Source organism: Bellilinea sp., from assembly GCF_053501535.1.
Genome location: NZ_JBRCOK010000156.1, coordinates 1 through 24708, shown reverse-complemented (window position 1 = coordinate 24708; position 24708 = coordinate 1). Strand labels below are relative to the sequence as shown.

Sequence of the window (24708 nt, the reverse complement as noted above, 5' to 3'; positions counted from 1 at the left end):
GTGACGTTCTCCGTTGCCTGAAGGCAACGGCTTCTCAGCCAACGCCCGGCGCAACCGCCCACGTTACCGGCTGACCGCTCCGTCCAAGCGGGGTTTGTAATGCCAAAGTCAGGATATTACGAGCCGCATTGACATCTCTGTCAAGAACAAGGCCACACTGAGGACACTCATGAATACGAACCGACAAGTCTTTAGGAACAATACTTCCGCACCCGCTGCAAGCCTGACTGGTATTGGCAGGCTTTACGGCAACGACAGGAATACCAGCGCTTTCAGCCTTGTATTCCAGCATTTGCCTGAATATGCCAAAACCAGCGTCATGCGAAGACAGCGCAAGATGTCGGTTGCGGTTCATGAACGCGAGTGCCAGGTCTTCAATTGCAATCAGGTCGTACCCCTCAACCAGACGTTTGCTTTGCTTATGAAGGCAGTCTCTGCGTTGATGTTCAATGTGTTCGTACAATTTGGCGATTTGCTGATAGGTCTTGCGCTGCCGCTGACTGCCCTTGACCTGCCGACTGGCATGGCGCTGCAACCGGCGGAGTTTTGCAAGGTTAATTTGCATCCACCGCGGATTCTGGATAAATTCTCCGGTAGAAAGCACGGCAATGTTTTTCAGCCCAACGTCCACGCCAACCTGTCTGCCAGTCGGTTCTCTGGGAACGTTCGTATTCGGCAAATCCAGCGCAAGCGAAACATACCAGCGCCCGTTCCTCCTGGTGATATAAGCGTGCTTGACGGTGGCGTTTTCAGGGATACGGCGATGGTAGCAAACCCGTATTTCGCCCACATTCTGTACATAAAAAGTAACTCTGCCATTCTCGCTTGTCCGCAGTTTACAGCCATCCCCGTAGGTGTATTCAATCGTATTGAAGCGACTGCGAGATTTGAAACGAGGGAAACCGGGTTTCTCGCCGGATTTCAATCTGCGGAAAAATGCGGAATAGGCCTTGTCAAGACGGCGAAGTGTTTGCTGCAAACTGGACACGTTGACCAGACCCAGCGTATCGGGATTGTCTCGCCGAAGGTCTCGGAAGTGTTTCCATTGCGAAGGGTAAGTAATTCCCTTGCCGTTTTCCTTGTACGTGTTAATTCGCTGCTCAAGGGCAAGGTTGTAAACAAGCCGATGTTGCTCGACAAGAAATTCGAGCATTTCGGCTTGGCTGCTGTTTGGACGAAGGAGATACCGATATGTTCGCAACATAACTCAAAAGCACATATTAACCTTAGAACAAATGTACTACAAACTGCTTATTTTGACAAGTCTAAGTTTGGAGAAAGGAGGTATGCGGCTTCCTCTGCCGCCTGAAGGCGACAGTCCCCGCCGCATTCGTTTATGGACAGAGAACAAAAGGAAAAGGCAAAAGGCGAGCAAAAGGGAAAAGACGAGCAAAAGGGAAAGATTCTAGTGTTCATTTTTATGTCTCCTTTCTGTTTAACTAAAACAACCCGCCGCAGGCGGGCTTGTTTTTTGTTTAGTCCTTTATCGCAAAATCAAATTCTAGAACTTATTGTAGTGATGTTTACTCATTTGTCAAGTGGTTTTTGACCTTATGTTATTTAAACTTGAAAGTTGGACAGTTTAAAGCTGAAAAGTGGACAGGGAGCTTTCTTAACATTTGAAGATATAAAGTTGAAAAGTGGACAGTTGTGGTAAAAGGGAAGGCAAAAATGAGGTCACTATGGCACAACTCCACAAGAAATTTAGCGATGAGCAAGTGAAAGCAATTCTAAAAAACTATCTGGACGGATTGATGACCCGCGAACATGCCCAGGATCTTCTCGGGATTTCCAAAAGTCGATTTTTCGCACTGCTGGGGAATTATCGCAAAGACCCGGTCGGGATGAGTATCGCTTACCAGCGGAAAAGTTCAGAAAGGATTGGCGTAGAGGTTGATCAACTCATCCGCCAGGAATTAGGGCGGGAACGAGCTTTGATTGAAAATAAAGACTTGCCCATTACCAGCTATAACTACACAGCTTTGCGGGATCGTCTCCAACAAAAAGGGTTCCGCGTTTCGCTGCCGACTATCATCAAACGGGCGAAAGAAGAGGGTTGTTATCGACCACGACGAAAGCAGAAAGTTCATGATCGGGAAGTGATTACCTCAGCAATTGGAGAAATGATCCAGCATGATGCTTCCCTGCATAAGTGGTCACCCTATGCGGCAGAGAAATGGGTGCTGATCACTTCGCTCGATGATTACAGCCGCAAATTACTCTTTGCCGAATTCTTTCCCGCAGAATCGTCCTGGGCTCATATTCAAGCCGCCCAGGAGGTTGTAGTGAAAAATGGCTTGCCCGTTCGCTACTATGTCGACAATTTACGGGTATTTCGTTTTGTTCAAAACCGGGATAGTGTTTGGCGCAATCATGTGCTCCAAACCGATGACGCTGATCCCCAATGGCGCCAGGTGATGCGTTCACTCAAGATTGACGTCACCTATGCCCTTTCACCTCAAGCCAAGGGCAAAATTGAGCGCCCGTTTCGTTGGTTGCAGGATCGGATCGTCCGTACCTGCGCCTTGGAGGGAATCTCTTCGTTCGAAGACGCCCGTTTGGTCCTTCAGGCCGAGGTCGAGCGGTATAACAACCGTCAAGTTCACTCCACGACCGGAGAGATCCCGGCCATGCGCTTTGACAGAGCTAAAGCAACTGGCAACACCCTGTTCCGCCCTTTTGTGCTGCCCAAGCCTTTCACTTCTCTCAAGGATGTTTTCTGTTTACGCGCTACCCGCACCCTCAACGGCTATCGCAAAATCTCACTAGCCGGTGTGCAAATCGAAATCCCCAAAGTGCCCATCCGCGAGGATGTTGAACTTCACATGATCCCTTTAGAATCTAATTTGATCGAAGTCCGGGTCTGGTTCGAGAATAAGATGGTTCACTCCTTCACCTTACCCGCTGCTAAGTTCAGAGGTGTCCACTGTTGAACTTTATTTCCACCCTTCCCACAACTGTCCACTTTTCAACTTTATAAGTGTCCACTTTTCAACTTTTCCTAACAGTGGTTTTTGACCTTACAAACAGATTACAGCGAATTTTCACCCTTTTTCTGCCTGATCCAGGCAGGATTTACAAAACCCTAAAATCTCCCCGGCTGAATCAACAGCCTCTTTTGCCCACTTTTCCAAAAAATAGTCTGCCGGCTTTCCTGATGCAAAAAGATCGGGACGCTGGCTCGGCAGGAAATAGAAATCCAGTAATTTCGCCCGTTCTTCGATTTCTGCGGGTATCTGGATATGCTCTTTCAGAACATCGAGCAAAACGACAAGCGAGCTGCCTTGCAATCCCAATCCCAACCGCAGCCCGACTGCTTTGATGACTTTCTCGGCAGACTGTTCTGAAGCAAAGCAAGCCCACTCGTAGTATTGGTTTTCTAAATCGAGTAAGGTTTTTTGCAGATCCCTGCACGCCTGGCTGTACCAATCTTTCCACCGGTTCATGGAGATTGTTTTTCAGAAGTTTTCTTCTGGCTGATATACGCCTTCCACGCCCGGCGCAGCAGCAGGCGCAGCATACTGGAACGCGTCAAATACCCTGCTTCTCTTGCCAGAATATCCAGTTTCTCAATATCTTCTTCGTCCAGCAGGATATTGACCTGCCTTCTTTTGGGGACGTCTGTATTTTCGTTCACTCCGCACCTCAAAAAAATGCAGATATAGAGAATATATAAAATTATATATCTACCTGGAATAATTTTACTGAAAATCATACTGTTCAATCAGTAAAAATTGCAAAAAAATAAATACCGAGACAAATCCAGTAAAACCGAGATACCTGAATGAACCAGGTCAACAACCCGTAAATACGGAAATTCCGATTCAAACAAAACAATCAAAAAAAAGAAGGGAAATCAAAAATACAAGAACGAGATAAACTAGTTATTTGGGCGATGTTTTATTTGTAAAGGGCGATTTCTTTAACATTATCGCCCGCCCCGACCACTGCCTTACGACCACCCCCCATATATGGCGTTTTTCGGCTGATATGCAGGCCTTTTTTGGGCGAATCTGGCTCTTTGTGCCATTTTTGGATGCTTTTCCTGCTCGTTTTCTTTTTTGTACGCACAAAATCCAAGATTGCATTACTCAAACACCTGAAATTTGTTAAAAATTGCAACAATGTGCATAAATTTCACAAAATTGCAGCCAAATATTGTTTGCGGTGTTCTATTCGGTCTGTGAAAAATCTGCACGGCAGCGTGAAAAATTTGCACGCCGATGCAAAACGGTTGTTGGTGCTGGAAACTAGCGTCTTTTCAGGTTTATTGGATTGATTCCCACAGCAGAGGCAGCGTGAAAAATCTGCACGGCAGCGTAAAAAACAAAGAGGTAAGAAATTGATTATTGGCATGCTCCGTCAAACAATCACAATGGCTTGCGTTCGCAGTACCTCTTCCCAAAACGGCGATAGGGAGTGCGCGGAAATTTCTTCTGGTGTGACACCGCGCGCCTGAATCGGCTCCAGGATGCGCGCGGCAGCGATACCCAGTATCTCAAAGCGTTCACGATCGATGTAGCGCGCCCAATCGGACGAAACAACGAACAGATCAATATCGCTGCCCTCCCTGTCTGTGCCATCGGCATGCGAGCCAAAAAGCAGGATGCGTTCACAACGGATGCCCATCCTTTCCAGTTCAGCCTTAAAGCGCTGGATCGTTAGCGCAAGTTCGGATGTTCTCTCAACCACTTGAGTACCTCCTCCGTTTTTTCGAAATAATCGCGTGCGACCGATTCGGGGTATTGTGCGATAATCCGTTGCAAATCTTCAGGGTAGCGCGTTGGTATGCTGGCGTTGTTGATCTTGCCGATAAATTCCAAATGCGCTTGCGGCAATTCCAGTCCACTCTTTCTGATGAGATAGATCAAGTCGTGGGTTTTGGGCGGAATGGACTGGGTCACTTCGGTAAAATGTGCCTTAACCATTTTTTCAAGCGCTAGATGGCACATGAAGATGACCTACAAAAACCGTCCACTTGCCAGCATGTACCGAGCAGTTTCCAAATCATAGTCCGACAGAGCAATCCAGTTCTGGGTATCAAGCCTCATAGATTACCTCATCTTTGCCAACGCGTTCTCGATTTGCTCCACCACGCTCTTTTGCGGCGAACCGTCCCCTAGCTTACGTTCGGGCGGGATGCGTTCGGCGTCCAGCATGTGATTTATTTTACACTAAAAATCCTTTCGTTTTTTCGCCAGGTGAAGGCGGGCGAGAAGCCCGTCGGCTATTCGCGCTTCTGCGGCAGGGGCGTTACGATAGTTTTACCTACCCCCTTGGCAGCGCAAAACCGCTTTCTGATCCGCCCTTCTCTTCGAATTTCCATCAGCAAGGCTGAAATCAGCCTCAGGCCTGAAGTTTCATTGAGAAAAACACCTAAAACACTTCTTGTTGACCCTTTTTAGGCTTTTGGCGGTGCAGATGTGACGGCGGTGTTTGAGGATGCAAATCATCCGTGAGTTCTTCCAAAGCAGAAAATTCACAAAATTGCAACAAGATTGCTTCCTGGGGTGTCTTGGTTGGTCTGTGAAAAATATGTAGGCAAACGTGCAGAATTTGCACGCCGGAATTGGGGTGTGTTGCGGTCAAAAAAAATGCCGTTTTTTTAGGGTGTTTGATTGATTTTTGTGTTTGACGGCCGCGTGCAGAATTTGCACGGAAAAGGTGAAAAATTACAACGAGGTGAGAAATCGGTTGTTGAAATTTGTTATTATATTATTATGTCGGAAAAACAGCGCAATTACCGAAAAAAGTACTATGAAGAGATCCCCGAGAACCTGCGTGAGATAATTCCATTAAGGCGCGCAGATAAAGTAAATGGAAAAAGCGGTTTCAGGTTGCTCGTCCTTCAAAAAATGATCCTTGCGGATAAGATTTCTGTTGCCTCTGCTTTGGAACAGTTTGAAGAAGGTGAGTATTCTCTTGAAAATATATTCGAGAGCAACAAACTGAATCAAGTTGTTGGTGAAGTGGCAGGCATTCTGAACAGGACTTATTCGGGTTTGAGCGGTGTCGTATCCGAATCCATCTTGATCCATGCCCCCGTTGAAAAGGTTTTCGAATTCATGGCAAAACCCGAAAACCTGCCGCGCATCTGGCCCAGCCTGCAAGAGGTCAGGAACGTGCAGTTACTGCCGAATGGTGGTTATTGCTATGACTGGACCTATAAGATGGCGGGCATCCATATCGATGGGAAGGCCGAATGGAGCGAGTTCGTCAAGAACGAACGCATCCTCGATAAGAATGAGAGCAGCATTCCCAGCACTTTCCTCTGGAGCTTTCAGCCAAAAGAGGGCGGTACACAAGTCACCCTGAATGTCGAGTACATCATCCCCGGCACGATAACGAGCAAATTGGCCGAGCCAATCATCCATAAGATGAATGAACACGAAGCCTCAACTGTTTTGGCTAACTTGAAAGCCTGGATGGAAGGATAAAACATTTCCGCCTGCTGGCAGATTCTTTCTCCCCTCGCCGCAGCCGGAAGCTGGCACAACCTGCAAACCATCACCTGTCACAACCGCCGGTGATGGTTTGTTTCACTATGTGGCTGCCTACCGCTTTACCAGCCGTCGGCGGCGGGGTGATCACACCATGCCAGCTGTGCCGCTTGCACCGCCATCCCTTCTACCTCGTAATACGCCTCGCCGGCGCAGGCGCGGCAGAGCGTCAGTTCTCCGGCAAACACCTCGCGTTCGTTCATAATTTCTTCGCCGCAGCGATCACAGACTGCCCGCTTGCCCGGCTGGCTGATGATGGCTTCAATGGGGCGCAGCAGGCGCACCCACTGGAACGAAAACAGTTCCTCATCCGGCATGAGCTGGTAGCCGATCAGGTTGGCCTGCCAGCGGCTGGCTGACTGAGGCGCGTACTGCCGCGAATCTTCCCGCGCAGTGGGGCGCGGCGCCAGCCGCACTGCCCGCCCGCTGAGCGTATCCACGAACGTTGCCGCCACTTTGCCAAAATCCTCCACCCGCAGCGTGCGCCGCCCCACCCAGCAATTGGTCGCCACCGAAATTCCGTCTGTCCCGCAGCCGTCGGTTTCGACAATCGTGTACAGGCGCTTATCGGTCTGAGGCAGTTCAAGCCCCAACAGCCGGCCGGCATACAGCCCCATGCGCACGCCCAGCACCTGCCGCGGGCAAAGGTGATGATGCAGCGCAGCGCACTTTTCCAGCAATTCCGGTAATATGCTCATCGTTATCCTCATCCGGTTTCTCCTGCGGGGGGAAAGCGCATCCCCCCGCAGGCTAACAGGTCCTCTATCAAGCGCGTTCCAGTTTAACCATCGTATCGTAAAATACCGCGCTGCCGCCAACCGGATCAACCAGCGGGGTGTTGCCCAAATAAGGGTCAACCCGCATGGCAGCGTTGGCATGAAAGCCGCGTGTGCGGCGCGGGTCGCCCTCGATGCGCATACCGTCAATCTCAAAATCCACACCGCCGTAGGCAAAGTGACCAAACCCCAGCGCGAAGGAGATTACACCCGGGCGCATACCCTGCACGGCTTTGATTTTGCCAATCATCGGCACTTTGTTGCCGTTGAACAGGTCCCAAACCCCTTGCGGGTTGGATTTGGAAACAATGCGCACCCGCTCACCGTCTCTGAAGCCCAGACGCTTGACATCCTCCGCATTCATGATGACGGTGTTTTCCGGCAGCAGCGCGTTCAACCAGTAATTTCCGGAGGTACGGCTCTTGGTCTGCATGATTTCACGGTGGGTGATCAGGCGCAGGTTGAAGTCATCACCATCTTCAACCGGTTTGCCGGTCACATCCAGGGCAGGCGGGATGTATTTTGCATAACCGTAAAGATGCTCGCCGGTCATGGCGCTTTTGACGCCGTAGGTCTTTTCCTGATAGATGTTGACCATCTGACCGTATTTGTTGGTCACCTGCTCACCCTTGTATGCAGCGCTGAAATTCTGAAAACGCCCGCCACGGTTGAGCACATACACCGCCTTACGCCACAGTTCCTCACCCACAATCCGCCGCCAGCGCTGCACATCAAAGACTGAAGGTGGTAAGTGGCGGCGGGCTGCCTCGAAGAGACGCAGTTCTTCATCATCCGCATCCGGTACGGCATCCGAACCATCCTCTTTTTCGCCAAAGGCCAGGTTGGCAACCATGCGCAGGTAAAAGTCATCCTGATGGGTCAGGGGAATGCCCTCGCCCAGCCCGTTTTCGCCAAAATTCGGCAGGTTCAGCCGTTCCGCAATGCCCAGTAAAACCGCTTCCATGTTGAGCGGCATCTTTTGACCGTATACTTCCACTTCCTCCACCAGCGGCGCAATCGCCGGCTGACGGATGCCCTGTACCTTGAAAGGCACCGAGGGGTGCGAACCGTTGAATTCCCAGCGTTCCAGATAACCGGTATCCGGGAAGATGTAGTCGGCGTACATGGAAGTTTCGCCAATGGTAATATCAAAGGCGATGAACAGGGGTAGTTTCTTCGGATCAGAAAGCACCTCGATGAGTTTATGGCCGGCCGGAAGCGAATAAACCGGCGACCCCATGTACAGGAACAACGCCTTGACCGGATACGGATAGGCATCTCCAATCGAGGGAATCACTTCCTGATAGACATCGCTTGCCAGCGGGTACCAGTTGCGTTTGGCGGGGTAGCGTTTCTCTTTGGGCAGGCTGGTGTACAGCGTAGATTCCTGATACTTGGCGTCATGGCGGATGATGGACAGCCCAAACGGCGCCATTTTTCCACCGGCCATTTTGGCCAGCGGGTACGGCTGACCCTTTTTACCGCCCACATAATCATAGGTAGTGGCTTTGATCAAGCCGCCGGCGTAGTCGTAATTGCCGATCAGCGCGTTGAGCGTGTACCACGCCAGCACATTGTAAAAGCCGTTGGTGTGCTGCGAAACGCCGCGGTGAATATCGGCGCAGGCGCGTTTGCCGTGGCTGGTGAATTCGCGCGCCACCTCGATCAGATCTCCGGCATCCAGCCCACACAATTCAGCCCACTCCTCGATGGTACGTTCGCGCGCCGAATCGGCAATAATTTGCAAACCCGATTTGACCTTGAAACCGCCCAGTGTGATTCCATCCACCCACAAATCACCATAGACCGCATCCCCTTCGGCCTCTGCGTAGGGGTCAAATGCCACCGGACGGCCGCCCTGCAGCGCGACAAAGTAATCGAATTCGTAGGTCTTTTCAGGATCGGTTGAAAGCGGACGCACTTCCTTCTCCCGCAGGCCAATCTCGCTGGCGCGCAGGAAAGTGGTCGGCTGACCTTCTTCATCCAGTTTCACCAGCCAGGCCGCCTGAGTCCAGGTGGGGTTGCCCTTTCGCGCCGCAGCCGCTTTATTGACCGCGCTCAGGTAATCGGCATCATAACGTTCGTTGTCCAGAATCCAGCGGATGAGCGCCAGCGCCATAGCGCCTTCGCTGCCGGGCTGGATCGGCAGCCATTTCCAGGCTTTGCCGGCCGTTTTGGAAAGGCGCGGATCCACCACCACAATCTTTGTCCCGTTATTAACCGAACCTTCGGTAATCTTGGGCACCCGCAGCGGAGGCCCGTAATTCCCCTCGAAGGGCGAAGCCCCCACGAAAATGATGAACTCGCTGTTGCGGATATCGCCCTGCCAGTAGAACTTGCTGCCGCCGGTCCATTTGCCATCTACCAGCTTCTCGGACATGGCTTTGCCGGTAAAGTACAGCGAACCCTGACAAACCGTGGTATGCCCGTGCGTGTTGACCGTGCCGAACCCATCCCGGAAGAAACGACTGATGAAATCACTGCGCCCGCCTTTCATTCGTCCCCAATTGAACACCACCTGATTGTTTTTCGGACCGAAATCGGGATGGTCGGGGTCAATCAGCGTGTTCAAATGGGCGGCAAAGGTTTGTTTGAATTCCTCGACCAGCGCTTTTTTCTTCTCCTCGTCCTTTTCTGCCAGGATTTTCTTGACGGCAGCCGCCATCTCACCGGCTACCTTTGCATCGGTCAGCGCATAGGATTCGCGCAAACCGGGCACCCGTCCCTCGTTGAACAAATCGCCTCCTTCAACGATTTCCTCCAGCGCCTGTTCAAACGGAATGGTGACCCATTGGTTGGCGCCGCGCGGCGTGCCGGGCTTGCGTTTCAGCACCTTCACCACGCGGTAAGGATCGTATGCCGTCTGCATACCCGCCTGTCCCTTGGGGCAAATTGCGCCTTCGACAATTGCCGTCTGTGCAAAGGGTGTTTCATAATCCAGATGGGGATTCATCGTCCATGGACTGTACGGGTTGCCGTCAATTTTGACTGCCACGCCATCCAACAACTTGACCTTGATGCCGCAAATGGTGTTACATTGCAAACAAACCGAATAAATCTGGTTTTCGGGGGAATGCAGCGGAATGTTCCCCGATTCGGCATCGGCTTCCTGAGTCAGCACCAGAGCGGGGGTAATTCCCAAAAAAGCCGAGGCAATCCCCGCCGCCCCCGCGCTGCGTAAAAATTCGCGGCGGGTCATGGTCGGCTGAGTTGTTGACGGTTGAGAGGATGAGGGAGTGTTCATTGAGCAACCTCCTTGGATTGAGTTTTGAGGAAAGGCAGGTAATCCATGCCCAGCAGCCACGCCAGCGCAGCTCCACCGGTTACACCCAGGGTAACCGACCACTCCATCAGACTGGGATAGTAGTCAAAGGTCAAATGCGGGCCGGTGAAGGCGGTTGCCAACCCTTCCAGCTCGGGAATGGAAAGCATGGGGAAGATGATGTTGGCGCGCGCCACCGCAATACCCACCAGCACGGCCACCCCTACCACCCCGCTCCACAGCGGATTTTGCTGAAAGCGTTTGTAAAGCAGAAAAGCAATCGGAAAGACCATTCCCAGTCCCAGCTGCAGCAGCCAGAAAGCCCAGCCCCAGCGCCCAAAGAGCACCTGTTCCACCGCTTCGGTGGCAACCGGCGTACCGGCGTACAATGCCTGAGAGTAATCCACCCACAGGTAGTAGGTTTTAATCAGCAGTAAAATCAACAAGCCAATGGAAAGCGCGCGCAGCTGCGAATTGCGTTTTTCATCCGCCGGAGCAAACCATCCCAGCAATACCAGCATCAGCGCGCAGCCGGAAAGCAGCGAAAAGACCGGAAACTGCGCCGGCAGCATGGCGGTGTGCCAGGCTTCGCGCGATGCATTAACCCCCAGCAGCGCACCCACCCCGCCGCTGAGGAAAATGGAGAGGAACAACCCGACCGCCATCACAAAGCGCAGCCACGGACGGGCATCCTGCTTTCCGCGTTCCAATCGGATGATCAGCCACAAGGCCGCCAGTAACACCACCATGAAGATGGAGTAGCCCCACACCAGCTGCGCCATTACCGAAAGCAGGTTGGGCTGCAAAAACACTTTCCAGACCCGCTCCATGTGACCGAGATCCATGCCAATGGTCACCAGCGCGGCCGGCATGGTGACTACGGCTGCCCACAGGGCAGTTTTTCCAATCCCCTTGAACAGACGGATGCCAAACAAGTAGTCCAAAGAGGCGATCATCATCGAACCGGTAGAGATGCCGCCGTAAAAGAGGTACATGGCCACCCACAAACCCCATACCACATAAGAACCGTAGTTGACCATGCGTTCGCCGACAAAGAAGCGCAGGTAAAATCCCCACAGCCCAAACAACAGAGCCGCCGCGCCCAACACATAAATTACCCGTTTCAGCGTTGCTTCTGTTTTCATCGTTTCCAGTCCTCCTACACCAGGTAGTAAACGCGTGGTTTCGTGCCCAATTCCTCTTTCAGCACCATCACATTGGGTTTGCTGATCATTTCGGCAACCAGGCTGTCCGGATCGTTGGCATCGCCGAACAGTGTGGCGCGCCCGATACAGGTGGTCACACAGGCGGGCAGCAAACCCTCATGCAGCCGGTGCAGGCAGAAATGGCATTTGCGGGCATTGCCAATCGGCGAGCCGTGACTCCTGGGGCGGTCGTACCCTTTGCCGTATTCAAAGTTGGACGCCCGTTCGTAGTCATCCGCCTTTTCGCGTCCAACAATCAGGCCGTCCGCCACCGGCGTATCTTCGGTGTAGGTATAACCAAAGTCAGAAGTGCGCGCGCCATAGGGACAGGCGGTAATGCAGGCGCGGCAGCCGATGCACTGTTCGTAATCCACCACGACCACGCCTTCTTCATTGGTGTAGGTTGCGTTTACCGGGCAAACCGGTGTGCAGGGCGGTTTTTCGCACTGCATACACGGGCGCGGAACAAACAGACGAGAAACATTGGGGTAAGTACCAATCTCTTTCTCAATCACGGGACGGTAGACCACGCCGGGCGGCAGTTTATTTTCGGCAACACAGGCAATCGTGCAGGCATGGCAGCCAACGCACTTGCGCAGGTCAATCACCATCACCCAGCGCCGCTCGGCAGGCGGTTTTTTCAAGGCGCGCGCCAGTTCCTCTTGCATGCGCAGCAGCACATCGGCTTCGGTTTTAGCCGGCGGGGGTGGCAATTCAGCCGTTGCTGCAGCCGGCCGGTCGGCGCGCACCGGGCGGCCGTTCAACAAACGGCGCGAAGCCAGCGCCGCGCCAGCCACCCCCATGATTTTGATAAAATTGCGCCGGGAAATTCGGGTTGCTTGTTGATCATCAGCCATTACCGCTCTCCTTTCGGTAGGGGAAAATTACAGCGGAAGGGACTCGTATCCATCCACGCTTAAGCCTAGCCTTTCGGCAGGCATTAATAAAGCGGGAAAATCCCGCTGATTTGGATCAGAATGTCAGGAAAAGTTTGATTGGGGGATGGTGTTCGGTTCAGGAAGGGGAAATGAGACCGCGCTGTAAGGCGTAGCGCACCAGCGCCGCGCGGCTGCGCAAGCCCAGCTTTTCCATGCCGCGGGCGCGGTAGGTTTCCACCGTTTTGGGGCTGAGCGATAGCTGCTCGGCAATTTCGGCGCTGGTGTAACCGAGGGCTACCAGCTGCAGCACCTGTTGTTCCCGTTCGCTCAACTGCTCCCACTCGTCCGAAGGCGAGGGCTGGCTGTCCAGCACTTCTTCCAGCACAAAACGCATCATCGAATGATGCACATAAAATTCCCCCTTCAACACCGCCTGAATGGCCGTAATTAATTCGGTGTCGGCGGCCTTTTTCAACACATACCCCGAAGCGCCGCTGCGCAGCGCTTCCTGCAGGTAGTGTTTATCGTCATGCATGGTCAGAATCAGGATGCGCACCCCCGGCGCAACCCGCCGCAAGGCGGGCAGAATATCCAGCCCGCTGCCGCCCGGCATGCTCACATCCAGCAGAATCAGATGCGGCTGGAGCTGTTCGCACTTTTCAATCGTTTCAGCCCCGCTGGCAGCTTCTCCCACCACTTCCCAGTCCGGCTGACTGGAAAGCATCAGCCGCAGACCGGAGCGTAAAATGGCGTGGTCATCCGCCAGAAGAATGCGTTTCTTCTCGCTTGAATTCGGTTTCATGGTCATCCACCGGAATTTCCACAAAAATACTGGTGCCGTGTCCCTGGCTGCTTTCAATTTTCAACTGCCCGCCCAGCTGCTTGGCGCGCTCCTGCATGCCGAGAATGCCGATGCGCTGGTGGTTGGAATGGTTAAGCGGGTCAAATCCAATTCCGTTATCCTCAATCACGGCAATCACCGTATTCTGACGGCGCTCGACCAGAATGCTGGCCGATTGTGCCGAGGCATGCCGGGCAATGTTGGTCAGCGCTTCCTGAATGATACGGTACAGCGCGGTTTCAATAGGCGGGGGCAGCCGTTGAGCGCCGGGGGTAATCATCAGGTCAATGGGAATGTGCAAACGCGACTGCCATTCGAAAACCAGCCGTTCCAAAGCCGCCGAAAGGCCGAGGTCATCCAGAGCGCGCGGGCGCAGCTGCATTGCCAGATGGTGAACCTCCTCCAGGGTTTGGGCGGCGATCTGACGCAATTCGCCCAACTTGCGCTGGTCAATGGTTGAGCAGTCGGCTTCCAGTGTACGCAGCCCTACCAGCAGCGAAGTCAACGATTGCGAGGTACTGTCGTGCAATTCGCGCGCAATCCGCCGCCGTTCTTCTTCCTGGGCGGCAATCACCCGTTCCAGCAGCAGCTGTTGCAGATGCTCCCGTTCGGCGCGCAATTCCTGCATCTGCTTGAGATCACCGGTCATCTGATTGAAAGCCTGCGCCAGACTGCCCAGCTCATCCTTGGCCCAGGGACGCACCGCCAGCGAATAATCCCCGCGCGCCACATGACGGGTAGCCTGCACCAGTTCGACGATTGGACGGGTAAGAATGTGAGTCAGCAGGCTGGCAACCAGAAAACCGATCAGTAATATGATGAGCGTGCTGACCACGGCTTGAAAAGTCACCCGCGCCAACGCGTTTTGCACCGCAGCGGTGGAAAGCCCCACCCGCGCAACACCCAGCTTGCCGTCCAAAATGGGGACAGCCGTATCATAGACCGTGCCTTCATTGGTAGCCAGCAGCACCGTATGGTGATGCTCATCGCTACCGGCAGCGTTGACCTCAATCAACGCCAGCGGAAACCCGCCGTTGAAGGTGTGAGCCAGAATCTGTCCCTGCGGGTCAACAATGAATGCATATTGAAAGGAAGGGTTGTTGCTTTGGGTTTCCAAAAGCAGGTCTTGCAACGCCAGCAGGTTGTTCAGCAATATCGGTTCAGCGGCACGCGCCGCCAGATCGCGGGCAACCGATACGCTCTGATCGCGCAATTGGGCTTGCATGTTCTCGATCAGCACCCGGCGGGTGAGCAGCGTGTTACTGACACCGGCCAGCAAAACCAGCCCCACCGCCAGACCCAGTATTTTGGTGCGAATGCTGACCGCCCCGGCAAACGCCCAAAACTGCGCAACCCAGCGGCTAATCAGAGTCACCTTCGCCCTCCTGCTGATACTGTTCAACCAGTCGGCGTGCGCTTTCGTAAGCCGCCGGTTCAATTTGAACGAAGCGTTCAACCCCAATTTCGGCCAGCGCCTGCTGGCCCTGCCGGTCCAACGCCATATCCAACAGCACTTTCTGCAATTCACGTTTCAAGTTTTCATCCACCAGCGGACTGACCACCACCGGCGGGATGCCAAAGGGCGGCGAGCGGTGGATGACACGTACTTTTTCCCGAAATTGCGGGTCGCGCTGCACGGCAAATTCATAAACCAGACTATCCACCGCCGCCCCATCCGCCAGCCCGCTGGCAACCGCACGGATGGCTTCGTCATGATTGTAGGTAAAGAAGATGCGTGAAAAGAAGGTCTGCGGGTCATAACCCAATTGACGTACCAGCATGGTAGGATAGACGCGCCCGCTCAACGACATGGGATCCGTAAAGGCGAAAACGCCGTTTTGTAAATCGGCCATGGATTGGGCCGGGCTGTCGGCCGGCACCAGAAGCAAGGAATAATACACCGTTTCACCCCCCACCTGTGGAGCGGCAAGGAGTTCCATGCCAAAAGCCTGCGACCCCTCCAGATAGGCGCTGGTGCAGACGAATGCCACATCTACCTGCCCTTCGGCAATCAGTTGATTGGTCTCGGCATACGTGCGGCGTTGAACCAGCTCCACCGGCCGGTTAAAACGCCCGGCAAGATATTCCAGCAAGTCATTGTAGGATTGCACCGTGCCCTTTGGAGAAACCACCGAAGCAACGGCTACACGAAGAGGAGGTACTTCGCGTACCAGCGTAGGCAGCGGCTGCCTCACCGATAAATCCACATAGGCTTCCGGCGACTGCGTCTGCGTGGATTCCATCCCGCAGGCAGGCAGCCAGCCGGTCAGCAGTAAAACCAGGAATACCAGCCAGATTTTCTTCATCTTTTAATAAGGGTCGGATGGTTTTCTTTCTTCCTGAATTGTATCGAACTTGTCCACTCTCTGCAATGCCGCACAGAAAAGCGGTACTGAATGGGATAAATTCCGCGGTCTTTAGACGCAGGAATTGCACCACCCCCTGCCTGCCAGCACATTCTCCAAAAACGCAGCTACCCCTCCATCCACGGCCACATGCGCGCTTCCAGGCTGTTGGGGTACAGTTCCAGAATTTCGCTCATGGCGCCGCGAAAACTGCTCTTCTCCTTACCGATCAGGTATTCCGCCATGCCACGCACAAATAACATGGTCGCCGCCCGTGGATTGTTCGGAAAGAGTGCCAGCCCATCGTCCATCAGGTCAATCACCTCAAAATAACGGCCTCGCGGCAGGTCCAGGGCTGCCTTACCCAGGCGCAGTAAAACCCGAAAATCCTCCACATTCAAATAACCGTTGAAGGAATGAAGCGCATTACCCGCCCCATTGAGAAAATAAAAAGAAGGTGTCCAGTAGGCAGAGTAGCGGGAACGCACGGCGCGGTCTTTGAGAATATCGGCGCGCAGCAGAACGAACCAGTGCTGCATCTCCCGCCGTACCTGCGGGTCGGCATAAGTCAGGGCATACAGTTTCTTGCAGCCGGCGCAATCCTCGCGGTGGAATTGGAGCAAAACCCCCTTTCCTTCACCACGCGCCCGCTTCACGGCTGTTTCCAGGTCGGATTGCCAGTACAATTCCTCGCTCATGGTTTTTGCATCTCCCGAATTTTCTGCTCAAAGGTTTCCAAATCCAGCGGTAAATCGTCGGTTACCACTTCGTTTTGCCGGTAAACCACATTGCCGGCCGCATCCAACAGCATTAAAGAAGGCGCACGGTGTACTTTATAACGTTCGCCCAACACCTTCTGCCGATCCAGGTTGATGACCAGCACCGGCACGGATAGACGCGCTTCCTCCGGCCAGCCCCTGACCTGCCACTCGGCGGCCTCATACACATCCAGCGCACATTCACAGCCGCGGTAGCGATTGAAAAGCAGCAAAACTGGTTGATTGGGCAGGTCGAGCGGCGGTTCGGGAACGAACCAGCCTTCCTGCCGGGCTTTCACTGCCAGCACTGCCGCAACCAGCAGCACAAATACCAACCCGCCAGCTATTCTGGAATTGATTCGAAAGCGTCCATCCGTGACTGTGTGATTTGCTTCGTTCATTCTCGGAATGCTTCTCCCGCTCAGGCAATGTACAGAAAGTACAAACCAACCCCCACCAGAATGACCCCGGCGAATTTTTCCAGTTTTTCCGAAAGCGGCGCAATGGCATTCAGGCTTTTCAGTGCACCGGTAAAGGTGCCGGCCAGCACAATCGGCACACCCCGCCCCAAAGCGTAAATGAACAACAACAACGCCCCGTACAGAATACCGCTTTTTTCCGCCATGACATAGGTCAGAATGGCTGCCAGCACCGGGGTGGCACATTGCGAAGCCACCAACCCGGAAACCAGCCCCAACAGCAAAGCCCCGCTTAGCCCGCGGGCGGTTACTTTTTCACGCAGGCCCCCAAACCAGTCCGGCGCGCGCAACTGAAGAATACCCAGCATTTGCAGACCGATCAAAAAGCACACGACGGCTACCAGATAGTACCAGAAACGGGTGCTGCCGCCCAGCAAACCGCCCACCAGCCCAGCCGCCACGCCCAGCATCACAAAGGTCAGCGCCAGTCCCAGCGCAAATACAAACGAGATGGAAAATGCCCGGCGGCGTGAGACCTGATGGCTGCCGCCAATCACTCCAACAATCAAGGGAATCATGGCAACGTTGCAGGGGCCGACGCTGGTCAACACCCCGCCAAAAAACACCAGAAAGTAGCCAATCAAAGAAGCCGGTTGCAACAATAAAGGATCAATGTTCATGAGGAGTTGTCCGCCAGTCGTTGAAGTTCCTGTTCAAATTGTTCACGGCTCATCACGCCGATAATGACCTTACCCGTTCCGTCTTTATCTATGAAAATTTGGGTGGGAATGGAAAGAATGCGGGTGCGCCGCAGTAAATTCTGGTTGGCCGAGTCATACACATTCACATCTACCAGCGCGACCGAATGTTCGTACGGGGGGTACACCTCTGCCACCAAATTCATCATCTCCACACAGGAGTGACAATCGGTTGAATGGAAGAATGCCAGCATGGGCTTTTTCTGCTGTAGGTAACGATCGAATTGCACCTCGGCCGGCTCATCCAGTGCGGCTGGAGCGGGCTTTGCCTGATTTTTGAACCACAACACCGCCCCCGCCAGCAGCACAATCACGGCAAGCAAAAGATAACGATTAACAGCCGAGGCCGAAGGTCGCACTGCAGTGCGGGAGCGTTGCGATTGTTTTGGCATGATGGAACCTCATCGAAAGGTGATGTGAGTTACATTGAGATTATGATTGTGGTAAAGTTCTTCAAAGAAAAGGCGCACGAATTCGGCCTGCCACGAATCGGCCAGGCGGTAACACACCTTCCAGCCCGATTTTTCGTACTCCACAATGCCGGCCGAGCGCAGCACCATCAATTGCTGGGAGATGTAAGCCTGTCGCCGCTGAGTGCAGTGACACAGGTCGCTGACACACAGGGGTTTCTTCACCAGCAGGAAGAGAATTTGCAAGCGGGCCGGATTTGCCAGCGCTCCAAACAACTCGGCCAGTTGTTGATAATTCATGTCCGTTTCGAGTTCACTTGAAAATGCGGCAGGGAGAAGCACATGGCTTTCCCCCTGCCGCGCCAGAAAAAGGCTTACTCGGCCGTGACCATTTGCTTGATGGCTGCAACTGCCTGTTCGGTATTCATGTTGCGGATATCTACACCGCGGATGTTGTTCTTGTCGAAACCGGCGGCTTCCAGCGCATCGCGGAACATTTTGACCTGCATGGTTGGGTCGCAGGCGGCAATATACAGTTTGTCGGTCATATCGCCTGTCAGCAGGGTGGTGAGAAATTTATCCCCATCCGTGGAGCAAAGCTGCGGATGAATGGCCACATAATCCACCAGATTTTCACGTCGTATGGCGTTGCCGACTTCAAAGATATTCATTTGTTGAAAAGAAGGGCAGGTGCCCTGACAAACACACATCAATAAACCTTTTTGTGCCATGGTGACCTCCTGATTTAGTTGTGATTATCACCGAAATAAGTTATCGCGTCATTGGGGCATACTTTGGAGCAGCCCCGGCAGAATTCCACGCAATTTTCGGGCTTGACGACCATCGGGTGAAAATCCCCGGCAACATATACGCCGTTGGGACAGAAATCCACGCAAGTATTGCAATTTGCACACAGATCTTCATTGATAATGGGATACCAGTTTTGAGCCATTTTAAACCTCCGAATCACTTAAGTTACCGAACAAAGTGCAATGATCCAATCGTGCCTTCGGTCTATGGAGGTTTTTTGGGACACTGATAAGCACTACCGCAGTGGGAGAGACATTTTTTACACATGTTTCGAATTTTCAATACATTCAATATCTTGAATACAATTTAACACATTTTTATCATCCCTGAAAGTGATAATTGTCACATTTGTTTTATGCAACAATTGGAGTATTATATTCAAAGGATTGAATATGATAATCTTCCCCCAAATAATGATTTTCGGTGCTCTCTCTTCGCCGCAACCCGGAGAGCGCCCAAAAACCAAAGAGGACAACTCATGGAGCAACCATTCTTAATCGTTGAAAATCTGTCTTTGCAAAAAGGCAACCGAACCATCCTCAACCGCATCAACCTGGCTTTTTATCCGGGTAAGATTCATGCGCTGCTGGGGCTGAACGGTTCGGGTAAATCCTCCCTGGCATATACACTGATGGGCTGCGAGGGTTACACACCCACCAGCGGACGCATTTTGCTGGATGGCAAAGACATCACGTATACCAGCATCACCGAGCGCGCCCGATTGGGTATTTCGCTGGCCTGGCAGGAGCCGGTGCGCTTTGAGGGTTTGCCGGTGGGCAAATATGTCGGGCTCGGCGCCGGTGAACCGAATCGAGAAAAAGTCCTTGCTGCACTGGAAGCGGTTTCGCTGCCGCCCAAATCCTACGGCTATCGCGCCGTTGATCAAACACTCTCCGGCGGGGAGCGAAAACGGGTGGAACTGGCGGCTTTGTTCGCCATGCGACCGCGCTTCGCCATTTTGGATGAGCCCGATTCGGGCATTGATGCGCTGTCCATCAAGGAAATTGCCCGTCTGATTCGGCAAATGGCCAATCAATCCAGCAGCGTCTTGCTCATCACCCACCGCCCGGAACTGGTGGAGATTGCCGACAGCGCTTCGCTGATGTGCTTTGGCAGTATTATTTTCAGCGGCAGTCCTCAGGAGGCCACCGAGTACTACCGCGGACGCTGTGAGCCGCACCTGAGTGTGCTGGGTTCACAACCGTGGCAATCCCCTTCGGATAACTGATGCTCATTCAAGGAGCGTTATTTCAATGACCAATTCAACCAGATCTCACGCGATGCAACAACAATCACCGGCCTGGTCGGGCGAATTACAGGCACTGATGGAGGCTTACCAGCAGGCCGGCGGCGACCCGGCGTCCTTTCAGACCCCGGAAGTTGCCACGCTGGCGGTCAGCGGCGATCAGGTGCTGGTTTCTCATTCTATTCCCGGCGTTCATCTGCACTCCCAGCCCATTGAAAACGGCGTGCGCGTTTCGGTAGTGGTGGATGAAGGCACGCAGGTAAAACATCCGGTGCATTTATGTTTTGGGGTTTTACCCAGCGAGGGGGTACAACAAATCGAAGCCGATTATCAAATTGGTAACCATGCTCAGGTTCAGTTTCTGGCACATTGCTCCTTTCCGAACGCCATCAAGGTCGAGCACCGCATGAACGCGCGCATCCATATTGGTAAAAATGCCAGCATGACCTACATCGAGGAGCATTACCACGGGCAGAACGGAGGCATTGAGGTCTATCCCGTTTCGGATGTCGTAATTGAAGAAGGCGGGCAGTTGACCAGTAACTTCAATATTACCCGCGGGCGGGTCGGAAAATTGGTGATGGACTACCACATTGAGGCGGGTAAAGATTCTCTGACCGAACTGGTCACCAAAGCATTTGGCAGTCAGGATGACCACATTCGCGTCCAGGAAAGCATCCGCCTGAACGGCGAAAATGCTCACAGCCTGACCAAAACCCGCATTGCGGTGAAGGACAAAGCCGTGAGCGAGGTGACCACCTTCACCGAAGGAAACGCACCGCGGGCACGCGGTCATATGGACTGCACCGAAATCGTCCGGGATGAGGCGATTGCCCACAACAACCCGATTGTGAAAGTAACCCACGCTCAGGCGCAGGTGACCCATGAAGCCGCCATCGGCACGGTCAACCGCCGCGAGCTGGAAACGCTGATGGCACGCGGGCTGGATGAAGACGAAGCGGTGGACTTAATCATCCGCGCCATGATTCGCGGATGATAGGACATCTAATTTTAATGAAATTCAAGGAGATATATCATGTTAAAAGCTCTCCACAAAACAGCAAAGTTTATTGATCAATACATGGTGATTTTTCTAATTCTATTTATCATCGGGGGCATAACCTTTGGGAGCACTTTCCCGGCACAAGCCAAAGGGTTGAAGTCTTACACCACAGTGACACTGTTCTTCATGCTGTACCCAATGATGATTGGCTTGAGTATCGAACAGTTGGGCAAAGCGCTCGGCAATCTGAAACTGATCAGCTGGTCGATGATTTTCAATTTTCTGCTTTCACCACTCCTGGCAGCCGGACTGGCATATCTCTTTTTACATCACTCTCCGGAATTTGCGGTGGGTTTGATTCTGACCGGTACCGTCCCCTGTGCCGGCATGGTTGCTGGCTGGACTGGCTACGCAAAAGGAAATGTTGCACTCGCATTAATTATTGTCGTTCTCAGCTTGCTGGTCAGCATTGTGATGATTCCGATCTGGATGCCGATTCTGGCTGGTGCTTATGTGAGCATTGATGCGCTTGGAATGCTGCGAGAAATTTTCTTTGCCGTTGTCATCCCATTAATTCTTGGCAACCTGACCCGTCGCTTCATATTTTCCAAATGGGGTCAAGACGGTTTTCAGAAGATCAAACCTATCCTGCCGGCTGTTTCGATGCTGGGCATGTTCTGGATTGTGTTCATTTCGATGGCGCTGGAAGCAAAAAGCGTTCTACAAAATCCCCAGTATGTCTTAATTATCTTCATCCCGTTGTTTTTCTTTTACACCATTCTGTTTATCAGCTCGGTGGCTTTTTCTAAATGGATGAAATTTACCTACGGAGATATGGTGGCTTTTGTGTATGGAACAGCCGGCAAGAACATTTCGATTGCCCTGGCACTGGCGGCCCTCTTTTTCAGTCCACTGACCGTTCTGGTGCTTGCCCTCAAACCGATTATTCAAATCGGCTTTATGGCAACCTTTTTGCGGATTTTGCCCAAGACAGTCAAATGGTTCAGCCGTCAGACTGCGCCGGTAGACCAAGCCGTTGCAATCCCCAATCGCCAGTCAGCCGATTAATTACCCGAATTTCAATGGATAGATTAGAAAGGAGTGAACCCATGATAACAAACGAAGCAGATCATGAAACGAGCCCCAAACCCCGCGTGGGCATTTTCTACTGCGGTGGGGCAATGTCCAGCGCTGGAGAATTGACCGCAATTGCTTCTTTTGAGGTGCTGAAACGGCTCGGCCCTCAGCAGGTGGGGATGGGCTGTGTTTCTGCCTTGGCGGCAGGCATTCCCAAGCATTTCAAAACTATGCAAAGCCTTGAAAAGGTGCTGGTCATTGACGGATGTCCCAATTCGTGTGTGCGCAAAATTATCGAAAAAACCGGCGCAAAAATGGACGCTTATCTCAATCTCGGCAAGGACTTGGGCATCAAAAAAATCGGCCCGTTCAAACCTATGGAATTCACAGCCGAAGACTTCGAAAAAGCCGTTCAGGCCATTCTGGACAAGGTAGAAAGTTTATCGTGAAATCCTTGCTCATTCTGCCTGCCAAAGGATGCCGGCGAAGCCGTGCGGTGCTAAAATATCTGGACGATTACCGCATCCCTTATCAGCGCATCGAACTGGACTCGGATGAGGGACGACGGCTCGCAGAGCAGTATCAGTTGCGTGCCTCCCCCGGCATCATTCTGAATGGTGTCAGCCTCAATCCCATGGAACTCTTAATCCCGCCGCATTGCCGGGTTAATGAAGACAAAGCCAGAGAATGGTTTGGAATAAAAAACGAAAATAAATCAAACGAACACTTGGAAAAGGAGTAATTTTTATGGAACCGTACAACGAACTGGAGCTTACCCCTACCTCGGTTGTGCTGGAATCGGCCCGTCAATATGCCGGGGTCTTCAAGAACACGCGGCAGTATCAAAATTTTGTCAGCGCCTATAACCACTTTCTGGAAGATGAGGTTGCCCAACAGACCCTTTATCAATTACGGCAAAAGCAAGAACAGATCCGGAATCAACACCTTTCCACGCCGGTCAGCGAAGCCGATCAGGCCGAAATCAAACGGCTCGAACAAATCTTTTTCGAGCAGCCGGCCGTAAGAAGCTATCTGGATGCCCAAAACGACTTGCTGGCTTTGGCGCAAAAGCAGGGAGATACCCTTTCGGAAGCATTGGGGCTGGATTTTGCGGGCGTCTGCCGCAGAGGAGGCTGCTGTGGATAACACGACACCGCTTGACGCCAATCCGGCACTGTTAGATGAGGCTTTGCACAATTTAATCGAACAACTGACCCACTCGGAATCCTTTGCGCGCTTGCGCAGCGCCGAACAAAACCTGATGAATGACGAGCAAGCCCTTTCCCTGTTGAACCGGCTGGCAGAAGTACAGCAAAAAGTCAAGGCTCAGCAGCAGAGCGGCAAGCCATCCGAGGAAGATGTGAGGCGGCTGCAACAATTACAGGTGGAGGTTGCCGAACATCCGCTGATTCAGGAATACGAATACAGCCGGGAGGCTTACATCGCGCTGGTCAGGCAGGTCAATCAGCACATCAGCCAGGAAATTGGGCTGGACTTTGCTTCCCTGACCCGCCGCTGGTAGCGAAACTTCTTAAGGAAAAGAACGCACGGGGTAACCGGCGGTAGATGAAAAGAAAGCCGGAAACGCCGGTCATCGCTACCCGGCGTTTCCTCTTGCAAAGGAGAGATCGTTTGTCCCCAGCCAATGGCAACTGTTCAGGGAGTTTTAGCGGGGGGTCTGACTTTTCAGATATTCGATCACATCCGCTGCCAGCGAAAATTGCAAACACTGCCGCGCCACTTCCTCACACGCCGGCAGCGTCCAGCGGCGGATCAAATCCTTGATGGTCGGGATGGACGACGGCGCCATGCTGAATTCGTCCAGATGCAGCCCTACCAGCAGCGGGACTGCCAGCGGGTCGCCGGCCAGCTCGCCGCACAGCCCCACCCATTTGCCATGCGCGTGCGCCGCGCCGATGGTCATTTCAATCAGCCGCAGCACCGCCGGGTGATACGGGCTGGCCAGCACCGACACGCGCTCGTTGGTGCGGTCCACCGCCAGCGTGTACTGGGTCAGGTCGTTGGTGCCGATGCTGAAAAAGTCCACCAGCGGCGCAAAGTGATCGGCTAGCAGCGCCGCGGAAGGCACCTCCACCATGATGCCAAACTGCACCTTCTCCGGCAGCGGTTTGCCTTCCGCCTGCAAGGCCGCCCACGCTTCCTCGTAAATCTCGCGCGCCCGCTCCACCTCCGCCACCGAAGAAACCATCGGCAGCATGATGCGCAGGTCGCAGGGTATGCCTTCCGCCGTCACCTGCCCGGCTGCCAGAAGCAGTGCGCTGAATTGATTTTCCAGCACGTCCGGCCGCTCGCGGATCATGCGAATTGCCCGCCAGCCCAGAAACGGATTGGCTTCCTTTTCCATCCCCAGATACGACACTTCCTTATCCCCACCAACATCCAGCGTGCGCACCACAACC

At 53.1% G+C, this 24708-nt stretch carries 30 protein-coding genes; 9 read left to right on the top strand and 21 right to left on the bottom strand.

The window, feature by feature from the left end; translation table 11 throughout:
• Positions 1-34: 34 nt before the first annotated feature.
• Complete coding sequence (locus tag ACWIZX_RS14465; protein ID WP_448336284.1) at positions 35-1204, bottom strand: RNA-guided endonuclease InsQ/TnpB family protein; 1170 nt, start codon at positions 1202-1204, stop codon at positions 35-37.
• Between the two features lie 478 nt (positions 1205-1682).
• On the opposite strand from ACWIZX_RS14465, the gene ACWIZX_RS14460 reads away from it, so the two are divergent.
• On the top strand, positions 1683-2933 hold the full coding sequence (locus ACWIZX_RS14460) for a hypothetical protein (protein ID WP_448336283.1): 1251 nt from the start codon (positions 1683-1685) through the stop codon (positions 2931-2933).
• A gap of 111 nt (positions 2934-3044) precedes the next feature.
• Here ACWIZX_RS14460 and ACWIZX_RS14455 read toward each other — a convergent pair whose 3' ends face one another.
• From ACWIZX_RS14455 to ACWIZX_RS14435, 5 genes are all read right to left on the bottom strand, one after another.
• Positions 3045-3446 (bottom strand): HEPN domain-containing protein, encoded by a 402-nt coding sequence (locus ACWIZX_RS14455; RefSeq protein WP_448336282.1) that lies wholly within the window; start codon positions 3444-3446, stop codon positions 3045-3047.
• Positions 3443-3637: a ribbon-helix-helix protein, CopG family gene (locus tag ACWIZX_RS14450; protein WP_448336281.1), complete on the bottom strand. Its 195-nt coding sequence runs from the start codon at positions 3635-3637 to the stop codon at positions 3443-3445. Before ACWIZX_RS14450 ends, ACWIZX_RS14455 begins: the two co-directional genes overlap by 4 nt.
• A gap of 263 nt (positions 3638-3900) precedes the next feature.
• On the bottom strand, positions 3901-4080 hold the full coding sequence (locus tag ACWIZX_RS14445; protein WP_448336280.1) for a hypothetical protein: 180 nt from the start codon (positions 4078-4080) through the stop codon (positions 3901-3903).
• A gap of 282 nt (positions 4081-4362) precedes the next feature.
• A complete protein-coding gene (locus ACWIZX_RS14440) occupies positions 4363-4692 on the bottom strand; it encodes a nucleotidyltransferase domain-containing protein (RefSeq protein ID WP_448336279.1) in 330 nt (109 codons plus the stop codon).
• Positions 4662-4928: a HEPN domain-containing protein gene (locus ACWIZX_RS14435; protein ID WP_448336278.1), complete on the bottom strand. Its 267-nt coding sequence runs from the start codon at positions 4926-4928 to the stop codon at positions 4662-4664. The genes ACWIZX_RS14440 and ACWIZX_RS14435 overlap by 31 nt, the downstream gene beginning before the upstream one ends.
• Positions 4929-5627: 699 nt before the next feature.
• On the opposite strand from ACWIZX_RS14435, the gene ACWIZX_RS14430 reads away from it, so the two are divergent.
• On the top strand, positions 5628-6437 hold the full coding sequence (locus tag ACWIZX_RS14430) for an SRPBCC family protein (RefSeq protein WP_448336277.1): 810 nt from the start codon (positions 5628-5630) through the stop codon (positions 6435-6437).
• Between the two features lie 125 nt (positions 6438-6562).
• Here the strand turns inward: ACWIZX_RS14430 and ACWIZX_RS14425 are convergent, their stop codons facing one another.
• The 14 genes from ACWIZX_RS14425 to ACWIZX_RS14360 all read right to left on the bottom strand — a co-directional run bounded on the left by ACWIZX_RS14425 (position 6563) and on the right by ACWIZX_RS14360 (position 19104).
• A complete protein-coding gene (locus ACWIZX_RS14425) occupies positions 6563-7198 on the bottom strand; it encodes an FmdE family protein (protein WP_448336276.1) in 636 nt (211 codons plus the stop codon).
• A gap of 67 nt (positions 7199-7265) precedes the next feature.
• A complete protein-coding gene (locus ACWIZX_RS14420; RefSeq protein ID WP_448336275.1) occupies positions 7266-10520 on the bottom strand; it encodes a molybdopterin-dependent oxidoreductase in 3255 nt (1084 codons plus the stop codon).
• Positions 10517-11683, bottom strand: a complete 1167-nt coding sequence (gene nrfD, locus ACWIZX_RS14415) for an NrfD/PsrC family molybdoenzyme membrane anchor subunit (protein WP_448336274.1) — start codon at positions 11681-11683, stop codon at positions 10517-10519. The genes ACWIZX_RS14420 and nrfD overlap by 4 nt, the downstream gene beginning before the upstream one ends.
• A gap of 14 nt (positions 11684-11697) precedes the next feature.
• Positions 11698-12600: a 4Fe-4S dicluster domain-containing protein gene (locus ACWIZX_RS14410; RefSeq protein ID WP_448336273.1), complete on the bottom strand. Its 903-nt coding sequence runs from the start codon at positions 12598-12600 to the stop codon at positions 11698-11700.
• Positions 12601-12757: 157 nt separating this feature from the next.
• The gene (locus ACWIZX_RS14405; RefSeq protein ID WP_322792740.1) at positions 12758-13423 is read right to left on the bottom strand and encodes a response regulator transcription factor; all 666 of its coding nucleotides are present in this window, start codon (positions 13421-13423) and stop codon (positions 12758-12760) included.
• The gene (locus tag ACWIZX_RS14400; RefSeq protein ID WP_448336272.1) at positions 13377-14837 is read right to left on the bottom strand and encodes a HAMP domain-containing protein; all 1461 of its coding nucleotides are present in this window, start codon (positions 14835-14837) and stop codon (positions 13377-13379) included. Before ACWIZX_RS14400 ends, ACWIZX_RS14405 begins: the two co-directional genes overlap by 47 nt.
• Positions 14824-15768 carry a substrate-binding domain-containing protein gene (locus ACWIZX_RS14395; protein WP_448336271.1) on the bottom strand — a complete coding sequence of 315 codons (945 nt, stop codon included), beginning with the start codon at positions 15766-15768 and terminating at the stop codon, positions 14824-14826. The genes ACWIZX_RS14400 and ACWIZX_RS14395 overlap by 14 nt, the downstream gene beginning before the upstream one ends.
• 167 nt (positions 15769-15935) lie before the next feature.
• Positions 15936-16505, bottom strand: a complete 570-nt coding sequence (locus ACWIZX_RS14390) for a thioredoxin family protein (protein WP_322792737.1) — start codon at positions 16503-16505, stop codon at positions 15936-15938.
• Positions 16502-16966 carry a TlpA family protein disulfide reductase gene (locus ACWIZX_RS14385; protein WP_322792736.1) on the bottom strand — a complete coding sequence of 155 codons (465 nt, stop codon included), beginning with the start codon at positions 16964-16966 and terminating at the stop codon, positions 16502-16504. The genes ACWIZX_RS14390 and ACWIZX_RS14385 overlap by 4 nt, the downstream gene beginning before the upstream one ends.
• 20 nt (positions 16967-16986) lie before the next feature.
• A complete protein-coding gene (locus tag ACWIZX_RS14380; protein ID WP_448336270.1) occupies positions 16987-17664 on the bottom strand; it encodes a cytochrome c biogenesis CcdA family protein in 678 nt (225 codons plus the stop codon).
• The gene (locus ACWIZX_RS14375) at positions 17661-18134 is read right to left on the bottom strand and encodes a thioredoxin family protein (RefSeq protein ID WP_448336269.1); all 474 of its coding nucleotides are present in this window, start codon (positions 18132-18134) and stop codon (positions 17661-17663) included. The genes ACWIZX_RS14380 and ACWIZX_RS14375 overlap by 4 nt, the downstream gene beginning before the upstream one ends.
• 9 nt (positions 18135-18143) lie before the next feature.
• Positions 18144-18452, bottom strand: coding sequence for an ArsR/SmtB family transcription factor (locus tag ACWIZX_RS14370; RefSeq protein ID WP_448336268.1), 309 nt, complete (start codon positions 18450-18452; stop codon positions 18144-18146).
• A gap of 74 nt (positions 18453-18526) precedes the next feature.
• Positions 18527-18883, bottom strand: coding sequence for a hypothetical protein (locus ACWIZX_RS14365; protein WP_322792732.1), 357 nt, complete (start codon positions 18881-18883; stop codon positions 18527-18529).
• 14 nt (positions 18884-18897) lie between these two features.
• Positions 18898-19104, bottom strand: coding sequence for a 4Fe-4S dicluster domain-containing protein (locus tag ACWIZX_RS14360; RefSeq protein WP_448336267.1), 207 nt, complete (start codon positions 19102-19104; stop codon positions 18898-18900).
• 336 nt (positions 19105-19440) lie between these two features.
• On the opposite strand from ACWIZX_RS14360, the gene ACWIZX_RS14355 reads away from it, so the two are divergent.
• Genes ACWIZX_RS14355 through ACWIZX_RS14325 form a run of 7 tightly spaced genes read left to right on the top strand, consistent with a single transcriptional unit; the run spans position 19441 to position 23810 of the window.
• Positions 19441-20190, top strand: coding sequence for an ATP-binding cassette domain-containing protein (locus ACWIZX_RS14355; protein ID WP_448336266.1), 750 nt, complete (start codon positions 19441-19443; stop codon positions 20188-20190).
• A gap of 25 nt (positions 20191-20215) precedes the next feature.
• Positions 20216-21205 (top strand): SufB/SufD family protein, encoded by a 990-nt coding sequence (locus tag ACWIZX_RS14350; protein ID WP_448336265.1) that lies wholly within the window; start codon positions 20216-20218, stop codon positions 21203-21205.
• A gap of 39 nt (positions 21206-21244) precedes the next feature.
• Complete coding sequence (locus ACWIZX_RS14345; protein WP_448336264.1) at positions 21245-22279, top strand: arsenic resistance protein; 1035 nt, start codon at positions 21245-21247, stop codon at positions 22277-22279.
• Between the two features lie 41 nt (positions 22280-22320).
• Complete coding sequence (locus tag ACWIZX_RS14340; protein ID WP_448336263.1) at positions 22321-22737, top strand: putative zinc-binding protein; 417 nt, start codon at positions 22321-22323, stop codon at positions 22735-22737.
• Positions 22734-23030, top strand: a complete 297-nt coding sequence (locus ACWIZX_RS14335) for a hypothetical protein (protein ID WP_448336262.1) — start codon at positions 22734-22736, stop codon at positions 23028-23030. The genes ACWIZX_RS14340 and ACWIZX_RS14335 overlap by 4 nt, the downstream gene beginning before the upstream one ends.
• A 5-nt stretch (positions 23031-23035) precedes the next feature.
• Positions 23036-23434, top strand: coding sequence for a YlbF family regulator (locus ACWIZX_RS14330; protein WP_448336261.1), 399 nt, complete (start codon positions 23036-23038; stop codon positions 23432-23434).
• Positions 23427-23810, top strand: a complete 384-nt coding sequence (locus ACWIZX_RS14325; RefSeq protein ID WP_448336260.1) for a YlbF family regulator — start codon at positions 23427-23429, stop codon at positions 23808-23810. The genes ACWIZX_RS14330 and ACWIZX_RS14325 overlap by 8 nt, the downstream gene beginning before the upstream one ends.
• Before the next feature lie 144 nt (positions 23811-23954).
• Here ACWIZX_RS14325 and ACWIZX_RS14320 read toward each other — a convergent pair.
• Positions 23955-24708 (bottom strand): putative PEP-binding protein (locus ACWIZX_RS14320; protein ID WP_448336259.1); only part of this gene is annotated, 754 nt, incomplete at its 5' end.

Bases quoted from the DNA above. Each gene is read 5' to 3' on its own strand.
- ACWIZX_RS14405 (WP_322792740.1), bottom strand. From the start codon at position 13,423: ATGAAACCGAATTCAAGCGAGAAGAAACGCATTCTTCTGGCGGATGAC.
- ACWIZX_RS14340 (WP_448336263.1), top strand. From the start codon at position 22,321: ATGATAACAAACGAAGCAGATCATGAAACGAGCCCCAAACCCCGCGTG.
- ACWIZX_RS14360 (WP_448336267.1), bottom strand. From the start codon at position 19,104: ATGGCTCAAAACTGGTATCCCATTATCAATGAAGATCTGTGTGCAAAT.
- ACWIZX_RS14455 (WP_448336282.1), bottom strand. From the start codon at position 3,446: ATGAACCGGTGGAAAGATTGGTACAGCCAGGCGTGCAGGGATCTGCAA.
- ACWIZX_RS14370 (WP_448336268.1), bottom strand. From the start codon at position 18,452: ATGAATTATCAACAACTGGCCGAGTTGTTTGGAGCGCTGGCAAATCCG.
- ACWIZX_RS14410 (WP_448336273.1), bottom strand. From the start codon at position 12,600: ATGGCTGATGATCAACAAGCAACCCGAATTTCCCGGCGCAATTTTATC.
- ACWIZX_RS14350 (WP_448336265.1), top strand. From the start codon at position 20,216: ATGACCAATTCAACCAGATCTCACGCGATGCAACAACAATCACCGGCC.
- nrfD (WP_448336274.1), bottom strand. From the start codon at position 11,683: ATGAAAACAGAAGCAACGCTGAAACGGGTAATTTATGTGTTGGGCGCG.
- ACWIZX_RS14435 (WP_448336278.1), bottom strand. From the start codon at position 4,928: ATGGTTAAGGCACATTTTACCGAAGTGACCCAGTCCATTCCGCCCAAA.
- ACWIZX_RS14345 (WP_448336264.1), top strand. From the start codon at position 21,245: ATGTTAAAAGCTCTCCACAAAACAGCAAAGTTTATTGATCAATACATG.
- ACWIZX_RS14355 (WP_448336266.1), top strand. From the start codon at position 19,441: ATGGAGCAACCATTCTTAATCGTTGAAAATCTGTCTTTGCAAAAAGGC.
- ACWIZX_RS14465 (WP_448336284.1), bottom strand. From the start codon at position 1,204: ATGTTGCGAACATATCGGTATCTCCTTCGTCCAAACAGCAGCCAAGCC.
- ACWIZX_RS14395 (WP_448336271.1), bottom strand. From the start codon at position 15,768: ATGAAGAAAATCTGGCTGGTATTCCTGGTTTTACTGCTGACCGGCTGG.
- ACWIZX_RS14460 (WP_448336283.1), top strand. From the start codon at position 1,683: ATGGCACAACTCCACAAGAAATTTAGCGATGAGCAAGTGAAAGCAATT.
- ACWIZX_RS14365 (WP_322792732.1), bottom strand. From the start codon at position 18,883: ATGGCACAAAAAGGTTTATTGATGTGTGTTTGTCAGGGCACCTGCCCT.
- ACWIZX_RS14420 (WP_448336275.1), bottom strand. From the start codon at position 10,520: ATGAACACTCCCTCATCCTCTCAACCGTCAACAACTCAGCCGACCATG.
- ACWIZX_RS14390 (WP_322792737.1), bottom strand. From the start codon at position 16,505: ATGAGCGAGGAATTGTACTGGCAATCCGACCTGGAAACAGCCGTGAAG.
- ACWIZX_RS14330 (WP_448336261.1), top strand. From the start codon at position 23,036: ATGGAACCGTACAACGAACTGGAGCTTACCCCTACCTCGGTTGTGCTG.
- ACWIZX_RS14425 (WP_448336276.1), bottom strand. From the start codon at position 7,198: ATGAGCATATTACCGGAATTGCTGGAAAAGTGCGCTGCGCTGCATCAT.
- ACWIZX_RS14375 (WP_448336269.1), bottom strand. From the start codon at position 18,134: ATGCCAAAACAATCGCAACGCTCCCGCACTGCAGTGCGACCTTCGGCC.
- ACWIZX_RS14385 (WP_322792736.1), bottom strand. From the start codon at position 16,966: ATGAACGAAGCAAATCACACAGTCACGGATGGACGCTTTCGAATCAAT.
- ACWIZX_RS14380 (WP_448336270.1), bottom strand. From the start codon at position 17,664: ATGAACATTGATCCTTTATTGTTGCAACCGGCTTCTTTGATTGGCTAC.